The sequence below is a fragment of the Acinetobacter sp. 129952 genome, from assembly GCF_056642055.1.
This window is the reverse complement of record NZ_JBWVSU010000007.1, coordinates 141,733-160,770: the sequence shown is the minus strand read 5'-3', so window position 1 is coordinate 160,770 and position 19,038 is coordinate 141,733. Positions and strand designations below refer to the sequence as shown.

At 33.1% G+C, this 19,038-nt stretch carries 15 protein-coding genes; 12 read left to right on the top strand and 3 right to left on the bottom strand.

Features of this window, described 5'->3' with window-relative positions:
- Positions 1-42: 42 nt before the first annotated feature.
- The 3 genes from bamJ to AC1IR0_RS09890 all read right to left on the bottom strand — a co-directional run bounded on the left by bamJ (position 43) and on the right by AC1IR0_RS09890 (position 4,609).
- Entirely contained in the window at positions 43-747 is a 705-nt protein-coding gene (gene bamJ, locus AC1IR0_RS09900; RefSeq protein ID WP_180087361.1) for a BamJ family beta-barrel-assembly machinery protein, read from the bottom strand.
- Positions 748-913: 166 nt separating this feature from the next.
- Positions 914-3,097, bottom strand: coding sequence for a polysaccharide biosynthesis tyrosine autokinase (locus AC1IR0_RS09895; RefSeq protein ID WP_409654316.1), 2,184 nt, complete (start codon positions 3,095-3,097; stop codon positions 914-916).
- 435 nt (positions 3,098-3,532) lie between these two features.
- Entirely contained in the window at positions 3,533-4,609 is a 1,077-nt protein-coding gene (locus tag AC1IR0_RS09890) for a polysaccharide biosynthesis/export family protein (RefSeq protein ID WP_409654313.1), read from the bottom strand.
- Between the two features lie 737 nt (positions 4,610-5,346).
- Here AC1IR0_RS09890 and rfbB point away from each other — a divergent pair.
- From rfbB to AC1IR0_RS09830, 12 genes are all read left to right on the top strand, one after another.
- Positions 5,347-6,405: a dTDP-glucose 4,6-dehydratase gene (gene rfbB, locus AC1IR0_RS09885; RefSeq protein WP_310077491.1), complete on the top strand. Its 1,059-nt coding sequence runs from the start codon at positions 5,347-5,349 to the stop codon at positions 6,403-6,405.
- The gene (gene rfbA, locus AC1IR0_RS09880) at positions 6,405-7,280 is read left to right on the top strand and encodes a glucose-1-phosphate thymidylyltransferase RfbA (protein WP_310077463.1); all 876 of its coding nucleotides are present in this window, start codon (positions 6,405-6,407) and stop codon (positions 7,278-7,280) included. The genes rfbB and rfbA overlap by 1 nt, the downstream gene beginning before the upstream one ends.
- A 5-nt stretch (positions 7,281-7,285) precedes the next feature.
- Positions 7,286-7,699 (top strand): sugar 3,4-ketoisomerase, encoded by a 414-nt coding sequence (locus AC1IR0_RS09875; RefSeq protein ID WP_310077462.1) that lies wholly within the window; start codon positions 7,286-7,288, stop codon positions 7,697-7,699.
- A gap of 117 nt (positions 7,700-7,816) precedes the next feature.
- A complete protein-coding gene (locus AC1IR0_RS09870) occupies positions 7,817-8,908 on the top strand; it encodes an acyltransferase family protein (protein ID WP_409654308.1) in 1,092 nt (363 codons plus the stop codon).
- A 94-nt stretch (positions 8,909-9,002) separates the two neighbouring features.
- The gene (locus tag AC1IR0_RS09865; RefSeq protein WP_005108299.1) at positions 9,003-10,118 is read left to right on the top strand and encodes a DegT/DnrJ/EryC1/StrS family aminotransferase; all 1,116 of its coding nucleotides are present in this window, start codon (positions 9,003-9,005) and stop codon (positions 10,116-10,118) included.
- Positions 10,119-11,363, top strand: a complete 1,245-nt coding sequence (locus AC1IR0_RS09860; RefSeq protein WP_409654305.1) for an O-antigen translocase — start codon at positions 10,119-10,121, stop codon at positions 11,361-11,363.
- A 13-nt stretch (positions 11,364-11,376) separates the two neighbouring features.
- The gene (locus AC1IR0_RS09855; RefSeq protein WP_409654302.1) at positions 11,377-12,264 is read left to right on the top strand and encodes a glycosyltransferase family 2 protein; all 888 of its coding nucleotides are present in this window, start codon (positions 11,377-11,379) and stop codon (positions 12,262-12,264) included.
- A gap of 150 nt (positions 12,265-12,414) precedes the next feature.
- A complete protein-coding gene (locus tag AC1IR0_RS09850) occupies positions 12,415-13,554 on the top strand; it encodes an O-antigen ligase family protein (protein ID WP_409654299.1) in 1,140 nt (379 codons plus the stop codon).
- A 2-nt stretch (positions 13,555-13,556) separates the two neighbouring features.
- Entirely contained in the window at positions 13,557-14,426 is an 870-nt protein-coding gene (locus AC1IR0_RS09845) for a glycosyltransferase family 2 protein (RefSeq protein WP_312585620.1), read from the top strand.
- A complete protein-coding gene (locus tag AC1IR0_RS09840) occupies positions 14,423-15,571 on the top strand; it encodes a glycosyltransferase family 4 protein (RefSeq protein ID WP_409654295.1) in 1,149 nt (382 codons plus the stop codon). The genes AC1IR0_RS09845 and AC1IR0_RS09840 overlap by 4 nt, the downstream gene beginning before the upstream one ends.
- A 104-nt stretch (positions 15,572-15,675) precedes the next feature.
- Complete coding sequence (locus tag AC1IR0_RS09835) at positions 15,676-16,629, top strand: GNAT family N-acetyltransferase (RefSeq protein ID WP_312585616.1); 954 nt, start codon at positions 15,676-15,678, stop codon at positions 16,627-16,629.
- A 1,228-nt stretch (positions 16,630-17,857) separates the two neighbouring features.
- Positions 17,858-18,544, top strand: a complete 687-nt coding sequence (locus tag AC1IR0_RS09830; RefSeq protein WP_312585688.1) for a sugar transferase — start codon at positions 17,858-17,860, stop codon at positions 18,542-18,544.
- The last annotated feature ends 494 nt before the right edge of the window (positions 18,545-19,038 follow it).

Below are 19,038 nucleotides of genomic sequence, written 5' to 3'. Positions count from 1 at the left end.
TTCTCAAAATAAAGGAGAGCGCGTTGCTCTCCTTTTCGTGGATTATTTTACTTCGATGAGTTCCACATCAAAAATCAAAGTACTGTGTGGAGGAATCGTACCTGGCACGCCCTGTTCGCCATAACCCAGTTTAGATGGAATATACAGGGTTGCTTTACCGCCTTCTTTCATCAGTTGCAGACCTTCGGTCCAGCCTGGAATGACCTGATTGAGTGGGAACTCAATCGGCTCGCCACGTTCAACCGAACTGTCAAACACGGTACCATCAACTAATTTCCCTGTGTAATGTACTTTCACAATTGAAGTTGCTGCAGGCTGCTTGCCCGTACCTTCTTTGGTCACTACATATTGCAAACCAGATGCTGTAGTTTTTATTCCAGCTTTTTTGGCATTTTCGGTCAGGAAAGTATCACTTGATGCTTGAGCCTGTTTGGCACTATCCACTTGCTTCTGCTGCATTTCTTTTTGGAACTGCTCATAAGCTGCTTGTAATTCTTCTTCAGTATAAGCTGGAGCAGTACGGGCATGACCTTCGCGAACGCCTGTTACAAAGCTGTTAATATCCAGCTCAGGTGGAGTTTGATGAGCGACTTCATAACCGAGTGCATAGCTAATTTTAGAAACAGCAGAGGCATCTTTAGATGCTTTTGTGGTTTGAGCAGCTGGGTTTTGAGTTGCATAGTAAACAGGTACTAGCGCGGCACCGCCTAAAAGAACAGCGACAGCAATCGGTAAGGCCTTACTCATGTATTATTCCAATCTAATGTTATCGTTGAGGTTCATTCCATCTTAGCAGAAAATTTTGAGAAATCTTGCAGAATGGGTGGTTTTTTAGCAAGCGAACATCGCTGTTTTGTTGAAGTTTAAAGATGTAAAAAAACCAGCAATCGCTGGTTTTTTTATCTAAATGGGATCAGCCATTTTGTTCTCTAGACTTATAACTGTAAATGTAATCATAACTATAGCTCCCCCCGGCTGAACGCTGGATATCATTCAGGATAAAGCCATTTACGATACAACCGGCCTGTTTAAAGCGGTTTAATGTAAGCTCTAGCTCCTTCATTTGTGTTTTTGCATAGCGCGCCACCACTAAATTCAGTCCGACATATCGGGATACGATAATCGCATCCGTAACAGCCAATACAGGTGGTGTATCAATAATGATATGGTCATAGTACGGAATCAGAGATTGTAGTAATTCCTTGAAGCGTACTGAATTAAGAAGCTCAGAAGGGTTTGCTGAACTTTCACCACAGGTGATTACATTTAAGTTCGTAACATTGGTGTTTTGTACCACCTGTTCTAATGTAATCTGCTCATTCAGGTATTCAGTTAATCCATGTTGATTATTCAGATCAAAATATTTGTGGATATGACCACGACGCAAATCGGCATCAATCACCAATACGCGTTTGTTTTTTTCCGCCATAATGACTGCCAGATTGCTGGAAACAAATGATTTCCCGACTTTTGGTGCTGGGCCTGAAATCATGATGATGTTGTTCTTGGCCTGGCTTAGGGCGAAATGACTCGCTGTACGTATGCTTCGTAAGCTTTCGATCGCAATATCATCGCTATGTTTAAGGGCTAATACAAAAGGAATTTTTTTCTTTTTGAGTAGTTTTAGCCCAGGTTTTTGACTCGGAGAATGGGCAATATTCGCATATACTGGAAGCTCCAGTTGATATTCTATTTGACTGCTATCTTTCACACCAGAACGCAGCATATTGCGGAATAATGCCACCAAGATTCCCACAAAAATACCGAACCAAAAGGCTAGAAACAGAATCAGTGGTGTTTTCTGTTGCACCTGGTCAATCGGTTCAAGTGCGGTATCAATGATATGTACATTGCCAATCTCACCTGCTTTGGCAACACGCAGTTGTTGGTATGAATTTACCAAGTTGGTATACAGTTGCTGTTTGACTTCGACTTCGCGTGACAGTTGCAAATACTGGCGTTGTATCTCTGGAATATTTTTGAGTGTTGTATTAAGTTCACGAATCTTGCCATTGATCACACGAAGTTGAGCCGTAATTTCTCGCATGGCTGGATGTAGTGCTGCATATTTGGCAGCTATTTCTGCCTGTCTCTGTTCAAGTAAGACTTTTTGCGTTTCTAAGGTGACGCTCTGATTTAAATACAATTCAGATTCTTTAGCAATATCAACTGTATTATGCCGTTGACGGAACTGGTTAAAGGCGAATTCTGCATTATCAAGCTGTTTCTTTAAATCTGGTAATTGTTCATCCAGAAACGCCAGTGTCTGCGCTGTTTCTGTTGAACGGCGCGTAATATTATGCTGGCTATAAATCGCTAAAATCGTGTTCAGGACTTTAGTGATGTGCTGTTTATCTTGACCCTGATAGCGAAGCTGCAGAACTCCACTCAGTTCTCCTTTTTCTGTCACTGAATAATTGGCAAGAATAGAATCAATCGCTGTTGGCAACGAGAGTTTTTGTATCCGGTAACTGCGATCTAGATTATCTTGACTAAAGATTGCAATTTTCCAGTCTCCCTGTGCAGTTTTGGCTTGAACGGGCTGGTTAAGTGCACCCTCAAAGACAGTTTCTTCTGTCACTGGATTGATCAAGATAAAGCTCTGTGGTTGAAACTTCAGTAGGAGATTTTTATCCTGGTACGCTACGGGAACTTCAAACTGACGGATATCAAAGCTTTTTTCACCTTCTTTAAAGCGTACAGTTTCGGGTTGATATTCGGTCTGAGAATTTTTGCCGTAAATGAGGCGATTGATAAAGGAGTCTTCAGTGCTCGCAATATGGAGATCCAGATTTAAACGATCAATCACTGATTCCAGAATCGTGCGTGATTTTAAAACCTCAATCTCAGCATTTGATGAAGACATCTGACTAATAATACTTGACAAGCTGCCTAATAAGGCAGCTGATGCCCCTTTATTTTCTTCGACCTGAACGATGGCATCTACCTTATAGTTGATGGCTGCGGTACGCATGTACAGCAATACTGCCATCAGGCTGAGCAAACCACATAAGAGGATGAGCTTCCATTGCGAGAGCAGGGAAAAGAACACCCCTTTTAGGTCAATCATATTTTCGGTATTGTTATTTTTGTTCATAATTCTACTATCTAAAAGTTTAAAAGTGATTTTTCCAGTCGATGATATATTTTTAAATAAAATTCTAAAAAACTAATCAAAGACTTGCTGCTTTTCTGAGAAAGAATCCTACATATTTTGGTTTTATTGTCCTTTCTTAAAATATATCAACCAGCTGAAGGCCAGATATTTTTATTATGATCAGAATAATACGGTTTCTATTTAATCTGTTTCATATCGAGTTTTGAGCACCATGGGGTTGCAGGCGAAGTCCGTGGGCTTATATCAAAATAGTGGGTGTTCATTGATGACTATAATTATTCCAACTCACTGAATTTATAAATTTAATCTACGAGTGCAGGCGGATCTTATGAATAAATTTTCAGTCATTAATTTATACCACCCATATTTCCTAAAAGACCCCGAAAAGATTTTTAATTTTCATAGCTGAGTTACCTATCGTATAGCTGAATCAGCGACATATGAAAATGGAAGAATCTGGCTAACAACGCGTTCCCAACGAGTCAGACCTGTGGCATCAACATAGACAATGTCATTGCTACGCATTTTGAATTGTTTCGCCAAGCCAAAATCTCCAAGATTTTTTAGACTTAAGTGATATATTTCAGTCATCTGATTGTCCGAGTTGCCACGTAAGACATAAATCCGGCTAGAACTCGCGGAATAGGGGTTAATCCCTTCACTTTCACCCAATACATCAGCAAGAGTCATGCCTTGGTCACGTAGTGGTAAGGGCTTATTGGCACTGGCTTCACCCATGACATAGATCTTCTGGTTTTCACGAGGACTGATATAAAGAGTGTCATTCGGTTGAATCAATAGCTTATGCAAGGAATATCCAGCCTTTTCCAGTGCAATGGTATTCAGGTCATAGGTTACACCCTGCCGCACAAGTTGAATCGAAGTAGAGTCACCTTGCTCATTAATACCACCCGCCAAACCGAGTGCTGTATAAACACTGACTGGTTGATCAGACAAGTAAAATTGACCAGCTGATTTTACATTACCGACCACTGAATAGCGTTGTCCCTGATAGGAAATGACCCTCACCACCACATCCGGGCTGTTTAAGTAGGGAATTAATTGACGCCGTACTTCCTGATTCACTTGCGGAAGGGTTTTTCCAGCTGCTTTATAACGGCCAATGAACGGAAAGTGGATATAACCATTTCGGTCAATTTGGTAGCCGTTGTTATTATCACTTGCTGTAGGAACGGCGCTAATTTCAGGATAGGCCCATAATTGAAAGGATAAAATATCACCTGGATTCAAACGGTAATCCTGCACCTCAGTCTGAAATAAAGCAGCATAATGGCTAAGATTATGAGTTTGGGCAGACTGCAATACAGGCAGGGTGTCCTGATTCAATTTTATCAGATTGACTGGAGTTCCTAGTTCAGTTTGATAGATTCCTTCTTTTGGTAAATCATAGGTTTGAAAGCCGGATATTGCTGCACATCCAACTAGAGATAGGCTTAAGGTAAAAATACCTAAAAGGTGTCTATGGTTCACTTGAAACCCCTTTATTTTTATATATTCAGAATTGGTATTTATTAATAATTATTAATTTTTTAATTCGATTGATGTGATTAACATCTAAAAAATATAATAGATCACATACCTTGTCTATAGCTATTTTTAAGTCAATTTAATAAGTTTAAAAAATATACTGCGAAAAGATGGACGAAAATTGACGTGAAACCTTGATTAAACAAGCTGTAGAGATATAGCGAATTACTTAAGTCTTAGAATAAGGATTAATTGTTTCCAATTGTTATTTTTTAATGGATGATGTAACTGAAAAGATTAAGAGCATAATCATAGTCAATATTAGAAAGTATTTTTATATAATTTTTATCTAATCTAAAGGTTTTTTAGATCGTTGATTTTTATTAAATTTAAATAAATTTTAAATGATTTTTAAGAAAAATTAATTTAAAATAATTAAAATAAGACTTTGTTAATTAAAATATTAGTAGAAAATTTTTGATGAATATTAAATTAATATTAGTTGAAAGATATATAAAAGATTAATGACTATATATGCTTAGATGAGTTCTAAAAAGTTAATTAAAATTATAAAATGTAACTACATTTAAGCATCTACTTTTTTATAAGTGGTTTGTGTAATAATATTAATATATCTTATGAACAAATCAATAAAAATAGATATGCCCAGAAGGCAGCAATACATTAAAAATAATTTGTGAAAAGTAAAATAAAAATATTAAAGGACACTAAAAATGATGATGAAAATATTGGTGACCGGTGGGGCTGGTTTTATTGGATCTGCTGTCATCCGGCATATCATTAAAGAGACTGAACATCATATTTTAAATGTTGATAAGTTAACTTATGCAGGTAACTTGGAATCATTAGTTTCTGTATTGGATCACCCTCGTTATCAATTCGCTCAAACTGATATTTGTGATCATGTATCTTTAGCGCGATTATTTTCAGACTTTGAGCCAGATGTGGTCATGCATTTGGCGGCAGAGTCTCATGTGGACCGTTCCATCGATGGACCGGCTGAATTTATCAGTACAAATATCGTCGGTACCTATACCTTATTAGAGGTTACACGAAAGTATTGGCAAAATTTGTCTGAAATTAAAAAATCTAGATTCAAATTCCATCATATTTCAACAGATGAAGTATATGGTGACTTAGAAGACACAACTGATCTATTCACTGAAACTACCCCTTATTTACCAAGTTCGCCCTATTCGGCAAGTAAAGCCAGTTCAGATCATTTAGTTCGGGCCTGGCATAGAACCTATGGTTTGCCGATTGTTGTCACGAACTGTTCGAATAATTATGGACCTTATCATTTTCCTGAAAAACTGATTCCTTTGATGATCTTAAATGCTTTGGAAGGCAGACCATTACCGGTCTATGGAGATGGTCAGCAGATTCGTGACTGGCTGTTTGTCGAAGATCATGCGCGTGCTTTATATCAGGTTGCGACTCAGGGTGTAGTGGGTGAGACCTATAATATTGGTGGATGGAATGAAAAACAAAATATAGAAGTGGTGAAAACTATTTGTCAGATTTTAGGTGAATTAAAACCACAACTGAACGGGCAAAGTTACGAAAGCTTAATCACCTTTGTTCAGGATCGGCCTGGACATGATTTACGCTATGCCATTGATGCCTCAAAAATTGAGAGGGAACTGGGGTGGAAGCCACAGGAATCATTCGAGACCGGTATCCGTAAAACTGTGCAGTGGTATCTGGATAATCTGCAATGGTGTCATCGTGTTCAGGATGGTTCGTATCAGCGTGAACGTTTAGGGGAGGCAGTATAATGTCAAAAACAATAAAGGGGATTATTTTAGCAGGCGGTTCGGGCACACGTTTGCATCCAATAACTAAAGGGATCTCGAAACAGCTACTTCCGATTTATGACAAACCAATGGTTTATTACCCATTATCTGTCCTGATGTTAGCCGGTATTAGTGAAGTTCTTATCATTAGTACTCCGGAGGATATTGAGGGATTTAAGCGTTTATTAGGAGATGGTTCACAGTTTGGCATGGAGCTGAGTTATGCGATTCAGCCTCATCCTGATGGTTTAGCACAAGCCTTTATCCTGGGCGAAAAATTTATTGGTCAAAGCAATGTATGTTTGGTGCTGGGCGATAATATTTTTTACGGGCAAGGTTTTACCCCTATGCTACGCCAGGCTGCAGCACGGCAAAAAGGAGCAACTGTATTTGGCTATCAGGTGAAAGATCCTGAACGCTTTGGTGTTGTAGAATTTGATGAACAGCAACGTGTTATGTCAATTGAAGAAAAACCGAAACATCCTAAATCTAATTTCGCTGTGACGGGCCTATATTTCTATGACAATGATGTGATTCAAATTGCCAAACAAGTAGAACCATCTGAGCGAGGAGAGTTAGAGATTACTTCAATTAACCAGGCATATCTGGAGCGCGGTGATTTAAATGTTGAATTATTAGGGCGTGGTTTTGCCTGGTTAGATACAGGTACACAGGGCAGCCTGCTTGAAGCAGCTCAATTTGTAGAAACTATTGAAAAACGTCAAGGTTATAAAGTTGCCTGCTTGGAAGAAATTGCCTTAAATAATGGCTGGTTGAGCAGAGAGGAAGTTTTAGCGATTGGTCAAACAATGAATAAAAATGGCTATGGCCAATATCTGATTTCTTTAGTGGGGTAATAACTATGAATCTCATCGAGTGGATAGAATTACCTAATTTGGGAGATCATCGTGGCAGCTTGGTGGTCGCTGAAGCCAATCGGAATGTTCCTTTTAGTATACAGAGGCTCTATTATATTTTCGGTGCTCAGCCTGATGTTCCTCGTGGATTTCATGCACATAAAGAGCTTCAACAAATTGCTTTTTGCATTCAAGGCAGTTGCAAAATGCTGATGAATAATGGCAAAGAAAAACAAGAGGTCTTAATAGGTCAGTCTAATAAAGGATTATTTATCCCGCCAATGGTTTGGCATGAGATGCATGATTTTTCAGAAGATTGCATATTGTTGGTATTGGCAAGCGATCACTATGATGAAAGTGACTATATCCGTAACTATGACCAGTTTTTAGAAGAAGCAGATAAGGTTGTTATTGAATAGATAGTTAGATAATTAAAATTACGAAAAATAATTCATGAGTATGATGGCTTTTGTTAATAAAGAAGCTTCAGAAAATAGAATTATAAATAATAATAAATATTTAAGGAGATGTATGAGATGATTAAACCACTTACATCATTGCGTATGTTTTTTGCGCTATTTGTTTTTCTTAGTCATTTGGCCTTTCTAAAAAATGATACAAATTATGAAAATATTTTTAACAGTATTTTTGATGAAGGATTTTTAGGCGTCAGTTTTTTCTTTATATTAAGCGGATTTATTTTATCCTATAATTATAAAGAAAAATTTATTATAGGAAATATTTCAAAAAAAGAGTTTTATATTTCTCGTTTAGCAAGAGTGTATCCAGTACATATTGCGACTACGGCACTTGTACTCCTGTTAACCTTTATTCAATCTGGAAAAGGGTGGGAGTACTTAATTCAACACATTTTTCTGATACAAAGCTTTTTTTTAGAAGAAAATATTCATTTTTCATTAAATTCTCCTTCTTGGAGTATTTCTGACGAATTGTTCTTTTATCTACTTTTTCCATTTGCATTTTTAATTTCTGAAAAAATAAGAACTTATATTTTTATTTTATATCTAGTAGGTATTTTAATTCTTAATATGCAGCTTAATAAAAATCAGGATCACTATTGGTTGTATATTTCACCATTTGTACGTTTCTCTGATTTTTTACTGGGTATTATTCTATTTGATCTTTATGAAAAAATAAAAGTTACTTATTCTAAAATAAATATACCTACTTTTATATTTGAATTAGGAGCAATTTTAATTTTTATTTTATTCTTTGTGTTTCATAACAAGATAGATATAAGCTATAGATACTCAATATATTATTGGCTACCTATGGCAGCAATTATTCTTATTTTTGCATTGTCTCATGTTGCTCAGAAAAAAAGTATTATTACTAATTTCTTATCAAATAAATATATGGTATTGGCGGGGGAAATCAGTTTTTCTTTTTATTTACTGCATGTTTTGGAAATACAAATTTTAAATTATATAAAAAAGATACTATCATTTAATATAGACTTAATGTTGTTCTCATTCATTATTTTTATTGTGACTTTAATAGCTAGTTTTATAATGTATAAGTATATTGAAAAGCCTCTAAATAGGAAAATGAAGAAATTTTTATTAGAGCCAGGTTTTAAAACAAAGAGTTATGAACTTAATAAATAATATTGGATTTTTACTTTAATTAATATAAATATATTAATTTTGATGAACGTAGAATTAAAAAGTAATAATAAATTTTTATATGAGATTGATAAGAATGATTCCTTTTCTTGACCTAAAAGCGATAAATGCTCAATACCGCGACAAACTTTTAGCAGCTTGTACACAGGTCATTGATTCCGGCTGGTATATCAGTGGCAAAGAAGTAGAGGATTTTGAAAGAAAATTTGCGGATTATTGTGGAACACAGTATGCCATAGGAGTTGCCAATGGGTTAGATGCGCTTATTCTGACTCTGCGTGCATGGAAGGAATTGGGGAGACTGAATGAAGGGGATGAGGTCATTGTACCTTCAAATACCTATATTGCGAGTATTTTGGCAATTTCACAGAATAATCTAAAACCGGTGTTGGTCGAACCGGATATTCATACTTTTAATATTGATGCTAAAAAAATTGAAGCAGCTATCACCACAAAAACAAAGGCGATTTTGCCTGTTCACTTATATGGACAGCTTGCTGCAATGCCAGAAATTATGGTCATTGCCAAGAAATATAATTTACTGGTCTTGGAGGATTCAGCACAAGCCCATGGTGCTGAAATAGATGGTAAAAAAGCAGGCAGTTGGGGAGATGCCTCAGGCTTCAGTTTTTATCCGGGTAAAAATTTGGGTGCGTTAGGGGATGCCGGGGCGATTACCACCAATGATGCCGAGTTAGCGCATATGCTTAAGGCTATACGTAATTATGGCTCACACGAAAAATATAAAAATCTGGTACCTGGGGTAAATAGTCGCCTTGATGAAATTCAGGCGGCAATCTTGAATGTGAAACTGAAATTTTTAGATCAGGAGAACCAGTATCGTCGTCATATTGCAGATCTTTATTTAAAAGAAATTCAGAACTCAGCGATTGAGCTTCCATTCACAAATATAAATGCCGAAACTGATACACAGCATGTTTGGCACTTATTTGTGATCCGAACTCAACATCGGGAACAATTACAAAAACATTTAGCAGAGCACGGGGTACAGACATTGATTCATTATCCGATTCCACCGCATAAGCAGCAAGCCTATCAGGAGTGGAATAATTTCAGTTTACCAATTTCAGAACAAATTCATGCTGAGGTCTTGAGCTTGCCGATTGGACCGACTTTATCTATTGATGAGGCAAAGCAGGTTGTTCAGTTATGTAATGGTTTTCAAGCATAGATGAATTTACTTAGGACCAGTGTACTCAATGGCGTGGCAGTTTTGATTAAGACCATCACCATGTTTGTACTGAATAAAATTTTAGCTGTATATCTAGGACCCACTGGATATGCAGCGATAGGACAGTTCCAGAATTTCATTCAAATGGTGACTACTTTTGCAGGGAGTGCAATTAATACCGCAGTCGTAAAATATACAGCCGAATATCATGAGGATGAAAGTAAACAACGTGCAATTTGGAAAACAGCAGGTAGTATTATTTTTCTGTTTAGTCTGATTTTCGCGTTTCTCATATTAATTTTTCAAGGACAACTCTCACTTTATATTTTCCATTCACTTAAATACCAGACAGTTTTTATATGGTTTGCAGTTTTTTTGATATTTTTTAATTTTAATACACTGTTTTTAGCGATATTAAATGGAAAAAAAGAAATATTAAAATTAGTGCTTGCAAATATTGCAGGTAGTTTATTTGCTCTTATTATCACAAGTGTGCTGGCAATTAAGTTACATTTATATGGAGCTTTAGTTGCATTATCCATTTATCAGTCTATTGCATTTATAGTGACATTATTTCTATGTTATAGAGCGAACTGGTTTAAGTTTTCATCTCTCCTAGGAAAAATAGACCTAGAAATTACCAAAAAGTTTAGCTCATTTATTCTCATGGCATTAGTGAGTGCGATTTGTGTACCCTTGTCTCAAATATTGATTAGAGCATATTTAACTCAGGAGTTTAGTCTGGCATATGCAGGTTACTGGGAAGCGATGATCCGACTAAGCACAGTATACCTTATGCTGGTCACGACAACATTGGGAGTGTATTACTTACCCCGATTATCAGAGCTAAATAAGATTGATGAAATTAAGAAAGAAGTTTATTTGGGCTATAAATTTCTTTTTCCACTGACTGTAATAGGAGGAATTATTGTTTTCGTACTACGTGATTGGATAATTAATTTACTATTCACTCCATCTTTCGCACCCATGCAGGACTTGTTCTTTTGGCAAATGATGGGGGATGCATTAAAAATAGGAAGCTGGATACTCGCCTATTTAATGCTAAGCAAAGCAATGACCAAACTGTACATTTCTACAGAAATTATATTTACCTTATCCCTTATTGCTTTGACCTATGTATGTACCCAGTTTTTTGGATTTAAAGGTGTTTCAATTGCCCACCTAATAAATTATGGGATGTATTGGATAGTAATCAGTTTATTTATATTTAAACAATTAAAATAAAGAGATATATAATATGATAATTGAGCAACCTTTAGTTTCCATCATTATACCAAGTTATAATCATGAGAGATTCGTGTGTGACAGTATCCGGAGTGTCATTGACCAGTCTTACCAGAATATTGAGTTAATTGTCATTGATGATGGATCTACAGATTCTTCAGTAGAAAAAATACAAGGACTGATTCCGCTCTGTGAAAAACGGTTCATCCGGTTTGAGTTTAGACATCGACCCAATAAGGGCTTGAGTGCAACCTTGAATGAAGCATTAGAATGGACACAAGGAGAATATTTTTCTTCTCTAGCTTCAGATGATATAATCTTAAAAGATAAAATAAAGATACAATCAGAATTTTTAAACCAGAATAAAAATTGTATCGCAGTATTTGGAGGAGTAGCAATTATTGATAATGATTCTAATCTTGTAAAAAATAGGGTTAAAAAAAGACAAAGTTATAATTTTGAAAAAATTTTATTATTAGAACATGATTTACCAGCTACGACCCAACTGATCCGATCTAAAGCTGTGAAAAAAATTGGTGGTTATGATGCTAAGGTAAAAATTGAAGACTGGTATATGTGGTTGCTTTTAGCACGGGAAGGGGAGTTATGTTATCTTCCTGTTGTTTTTGCTAAATACAGGCTGCATGATAATAATATGCATAAACAGACGTCTCTTATGCATGATTCGAGAATGATGATTTTAAATGAGTACCAAAATCATATTCTATTTAATAAAGCAAAAAAAAGAGCTTTATGGATAAATGCATTTGAGTTGGGGTTGTTTTCCAAAAAGAAATCATTAAAAAAAATGCTAAGCATTTTGAGAGAATATCCATCTGAAATTTTAACATATGATTTTTTTAGGTTTTTTTACTGGTTTCTTATTAAAAAAGATTTTTAATATAAATAAGTTTGATAAATGTTATTAATTTTGTTAAAGAATAATTTTTAAAATATATTAAATAAGAAAATAATTGAATTAATAATATAAAATATTAATCGGTTCTTTTACTTTTCTATCAAGTAAAAGACAATAAGAAAGGAATGGATAATGATTATTTTAAATGAAACTAATTCAAAAAATAACATTATTTTTTTAAGTGATACTAATATAAGAGATAAATCAATTATATATCTTATACTGTTTTCATTTTTTTTATCTCAGTTTTATTTTTGGTCAAGTGGAGTTCCACAATTCAGCCATATTTTTATTATGGGTGCTATTTTATTGCTATTTAGCAAAAGCTCTAAAATAAATATTGAATATTCAAATGTAATTTTATTATTTGTTGCTTATGCAATTTGTGTAAATTTTGCTTGGTATTTAATTGTTCTCGATTCAAGTTATATGATGTCGACTGTTTACTGGATATTTAATTTATTATTTTTTCTATTAATGATGAATTTAAATCAAGTTCAGATTAAATTTTTCTATGAAAAATTATTATTCCTAATTCCTTTTTCCTATATTGTTGAAATTATTATCTGGGCAAGCAACTTAGGTCGTTATGATTTTGAACCTCGATATAATGGTCTTTTTAATGATCCTAATCAGATGGCATTTTGGGTGCTGAGTAGCTGTGCAATTTATCTGTATATTTCAGGAAATGGCTTGAAAAAAATAACTATCTATTTTTTAGCCTTATTCTTAATTTTATTGACCATGTCAAGATCTGCTTCAGTTGGTTTTTTAATGTTAACTCTGGGACTTATATTTAGTCAAAAAGGAGACCTAAATAAAAGAATATTTGTATTCATTGGAACATTAGTGTTTTTTGGAAGCTTAAGCTACTTTTTATATAACTTGGGGGTCTTTGATAGTATTGCACTACGCTTTATAGAAGGGTTAGATCAACGAGACAGTCAGGTAGAAGGGCGTGGTCTTTTCAGTTTTTTAGATTATCCTCAATATTTAATTTTTGGTGCTGGGCAAGGCGCCCACTGGTTATATAACCCTACAGGAAATGAAATTCATTCAACTTGGTTAGGTATCTTATTTTATTATGGGATTATAGGAATATCCTTATTTTTAATATTTTTATATCAAATATTTAAGAAACTATCGCTTTCCAACAAGATGATATTATTAGGGCCAATGTTATATGGGTTTACCACTTATAGCGCAAGAACAATTATTTTTTGGTTTTTATTGGCGGCTTTTTTATTATTCTCAAATAATAAGGATGAATAAATATGTATATTTCTATCGGAATTCCATTTTTTAATGCTGAAAAATTCTTGGAAGATGCGATTAAATCTGTCCTTGCCCAAACTTTTCAAGACTGGGAACTCATACTGGTAGATGATGGTTCGACAGACCGGTCTTTAGAAATAGCCCGATCATTTGTTGATTCTCGAATCCGTATCATTTCTGACGGTTATAATAGAAGATTACCCTATCGCTTAAATCAGATTATTAGTGAAGCAAAATATAACATTATTGCGCGTATGGATGCTGATGATTTAATGGCTGTAGACCGGCTTGAAAAACAGATTAAAGTCCTAACTAAAAATCCAGAGATTGATTTAGTTGTTACCAGCTTGTATTCCATTGGAAATAAAAATGAAATTCTGGGGAAAAGAATTTTTTCTACCCACCAGATGCAGCCAAAAGAAATTTTGCAAGGGTTGACAAATTTATTACATCCTTCACTTCTTGCACGTAAGGCATGGTGTCAAAGAAATCCTTATCAGGAAAATAACTGCCTAGCTGAAGATTATGAATTATGGCTCTCAGCAGCTATAAAAAATGATTTTAATTATATGGTAATGCAAGAACCATTGTATTTTTATCGAGAAGTAGAAAATGTAAAAAAAGAGAAAATGATCCGTGGTTATAATACCCAGATTGAAGTAATCAAAAAATATTATAATAATATAATCGCTGATCGCGAAAAAAATAAGATTCTTCTAAAATTTGAGATAAAAAAAATTATTGTAAAAATATTAGATTTTCTAAATTTAATGAAGATCTTACATAGCCGTAGGATAACCCCTGTTTCTAACGACGAGAAAAATTTTTATGAGTCACAATTAGAACTAATAGAGCGTATAAAGCAATGATCTCTAAAAAAATTATTATCATTGGGACAACAGCCTCTAATCTTTATGGCTTTCGTAAAGATTTTATTTTGTCCTGTTTAGCACAGAATTATCATGTTTATGCTTTCGTGTCTGAATATACCAATGAATGGTTGGCTAAAATACAAAGTTTAGGTGTTACGCTGGTTACCTATAAACTTAGTCGTGGTGGATTGAACCCATTTGCTGATCTTCATTCAACTTATCAACTGATTAAAAAAATAAGTGAAATTCAACCTGATATTGTTTTTTCATATTCAACTAAGCCAGTTATTTATGCAACTTTGGCTGCTTATAAGACTAAGGTTCCTTATATCTATGGCATGATTGAAGGATTGGGTTCGCCTTTTACCATTCATAAACATGGTCAAAGTTTGAAGTCTAAATTCATACGCTTTATACAAATCTCTTTATATCGGCTTGCATTTCCATATTTAGATAAAATTATTTTTCTCAATCGCGAAGACCCTAAAGATCTAATACATCGTTATAATCTTCCCCATAAAAATAATGCAATTGAAGTCTTAGGACCAATTGGCCTTAACTTACAAGAGTATGCCTATACGAAATGGGATACCGAGAAAAATTTATCTTTTATCTTTATTGCCAGGTTAATTGCTGAAAAGGGTATATTTGAGTATTTGGAAGCTGCTCGAATAGTTAAAGAAAAATATCCTGATATAACATTTAAAATTATAGGTGGATTGGATTCTGAAAACCCAACTGGTTTAAAGCAGGCACAATTAGATCAATTGATAAAAACAGGAATTATAGAATATGCTGGCTTCGTTAAAGATGTGGATCAAAGAATACGTGAGAGTGCAGTTTTTGTATTACCCTCCTATTACCGTGAGGGCGTACCTCGTAGTACACAAGAAGCAATGGCTATAGGAAGACCAGTGATTACTACTGATGTACCTGGCTGTAATGAAACTGTGGTAGATGGTGTTACAGGTTTCCTAATTCCTAAATGGGATGTAAACGCCTTAGTAAAGAAAATGATTTATTTCATAGAATATCCTGAACGAGTAAATAAAATGGGGTATCAAGGCTTTTTATATGCTAAAAAAAATTTTAATGCTGATCATATAAATCATAGATTATTGCAAATATTAGGAATGAATTAAGATTAGAAATCATTCAATAATATTTTTATTTATAAAAATAATTTTGATTAAATTTAACTTAAAAATAAGAAGTAGAAAATGTTTAACTTATACAGGAGATTGTAATGGGCGAAGATATAAGCTTTCAAATAAAAAAATACGAAGATTCAGATGAGATTATGTGGAATAAATTTTTATTAAAATGTAAAAATTCTCACTTTATGTTTAATCGGGATTTCATGGAGTATCATTCTGATCGTTTTGAAGATTTTTCTTTAATATTCAAAAATAATGAAGAGAAAATTATGGCTTTATTGCCTGGAAATATTAAAGATAATATTTTTTATAGTCATCAAGGTCTAACCTTTGGTGGATTTCTGATTGATAGAGGAGTACATGCTGCTGATATGCTTGAAATTTTTACTCAACTAAAGATTTTTTTAAAAGAAAAAAATATTGAAAAAATCATATATAAATGTATCCCGAGTATTTATCATAATTATCCAGCACAAGAAGACTTATATGCTTTATTTAGAAATCATGCAAATCTTTATCGTAGAGATATTAGCGTTTGTATTGATTTAGAGGAAGAATATTCATATTCAGAAAGTAAAAGAAGATCAATTAAGAAGCTCAAAAAAAATGGGATTATTTGTGAAGAAGTAGATCAGCCTAGTATTGTCTGGGGGGTCCTTCGTGAAGTATTACGTCAGCATCATAATCAACAACCTGTACATAATGAAATTGAAATAGATTTATTGAAAAGTAGATTTCCTAATAATATAAGAGCTTATAAGTGCTGTCTCAATGGGGATATCGTTGCAGCAGCAGTAACTTTTGAAACCGAGAGAGTGGTGCATACTCAGTATTTGGCCAGTAATGATAAGGGTAGAGAGGAAAAAGTATTAGACTATCTGATTGATTTTTTAATAAATAATAGTAAAAATTCTGCTAAAATATTTGACTTTGGTACTTCCAATGAAAATGAAGGGAAGTTTTTAAATACAGGGTTAATTAATCAAAAAGAAAGATTTGGTGCTCGTGCGATTGTACATGATTTCTATAATATAGATCTTTAGAGATCTTAGTTTCAAAAACAGATACAGGCTTATTCAATTGCATAAGGATGTGCTGGATAAGCCTCAAGCTATAATTCATCTGCCAATTAATTGTTATCTCTATAACTAATTCTTGATCAATTAAGAAAATATCATGATTCGGTTTGATATTAATACTCGATATTATGTGTAATTGAATAACTGCCAAGATTAAAGTTAAATCTATTTCTGTGTTGTCATTTAATACTATTTGAATGATTATTTCCTCTTTCAACTTTGTTTATGTATGTTTATAGCTTTATGTAAAGCCTAATTAAAGATCATCTGAAATTAGTTAAATAGCATTGGACTATCCGGTACTTTAAAAAAGATAAGAATATATGAATATTGTATTTCATCCTCAAAAAGTAGCTGTAGATTTTACTTAGTTGTAGAGAGTACAGAAATGAAATTTTTAGATAAAAGTATAGGAAAATATAAAAACTAACCTAGATATGAGTACTAATAGACGAAATCACTTAAAGATATAATGATTAAATTATAAAAATTATATTATTCAAATTTTTACAAATGATATAAGTAAATTTTAGAGATTTGGATATCCATCTAATAGAACTCTTGATCTGATGTAAAAATTGTGTTCTTTATCACGATATCTAGAATTATCTTACATTTTGTCACATTTTTTTTAGTGTGAGCTATATTGTATTTTGTAATGAATATTTTATTCGATTAACAATACTTTTCTATATTTATTATTAAGATCTAATAGGGCTTATTAAATGGAAATAATTTACGAAACGGCTTATTTCATTGACAAAGTTATAAGAATTTTATTGCAATATCAAATAAATTTTCATTGATAATATTTAAATAAAAAAATTAATAAAAAAAATATTAATATAAGATTATTTTTTGATTGATAGCCTTCATCTAAAATATACCTCTATTTAAAAAATAACACTCTTGATATGATTGAAAAAAAATAGACATATCGAGGTGTTTATTAATGGATCTAAAAAAAGATAAAAATAAGATCAAAAAAAATGAAGAAAGTAATATTTTAATATATAAGCCTTTGTTTGATGAAAAAAATAATATTTTATTAAAAAAATATTCAGAAAATAAGAGGGAGTATAAAAGTAAAATAATACAGTTTTCTTCAGAAAAAGATCGATCAAATAAAATGAATAAAAAAAAATTTAGGTATTTTATGTATAAAGATAATTTAATATTAAAAAATTATTTAATACCTCAAGTACATTTTTATTCCTTTGCTGATTTATTCGAAAGTAAAGAAGATGTATTTAAGCGATTAATTGATATAGTTATTGCATTAATGGCTTTGATTATATTATTTCCAATTTTTATTATAGTGGCTTATAAGGTTCAAAAAAATTTGGGCTCTCCAATTTTCTTTTATCAAGAACGACCTGGTAAAAATGGTAAATTATTTAAAATGATTAAATTTCGCTCTATGAGGAATGCAATTGATAAAGAGGGTAATCCTTTACCTGATAAATTTCGCATTACTTCATTTGGAAAAAAATTACGTTCTACTAGTTTAGACGAAATGCCTCAGCTGATTAATGTGTTAAAAGGAGATATGAGTATTGTCGGACCTCGGCCTCAAATGAAAGAGTTTCTCCAACATTATACTGAAGAACAAATGAGACGACATGAAGTAAAACCTGGTATGACAGGACTTGCTCAGGTAAGTGGACGCAATAATTTATCTTGGGAAGAAAAATTTGAATTAGATGTGCAATATGTTGAATATCATAATATGTGGCTTGATTTTAAAATTATGTTTAAAACGGCTAAAGTCATGTTGAGTCAAGAGGGAGTTAATGCTCCTGACCAGGAAGTAGGTGCTGCACGATTTTCGAAAAAAAATACTACGGATACCTCTTTATTTACAAAAGAGGTAAAATAATATGATCAAAAATAAATTCGTTCTATCATCGATCTAGGCAACCATTTTTCGGTTGAAAATGGTTGTTTTCTGAAGAGATAAGAAACTTTTAATATTAACGTTTTATTTGATGTTATTAAAAATAATAGCATTAATTAATCTTAGAATATAGAATCATAGTCTTGAGTGTCTTTAGGTTATACTGTTTAATCATTTTAAATTTCAGTTTTGTAGAGATTTAATAGGTCCTCCTTGTGGGAGGCTATATCTGACATTAAAATTTGATAATGCTAATTTGTATTTAATAATAGTTCTTTATTTGGATTGGATCATGATAATTCAGAAATTAATCCAGCTTAGTTTTGCCAAAGATATCTTTATTAATAGATTTTTTATTACTAAATATTAACGCTTGCTTGGATACAATGTATTTATTACCCACACAAATATAAAAAAACTTCAAACAGTTTTAAATTAAATATTTTAAAATCTGTTTGAAGCACTACAATATTTAC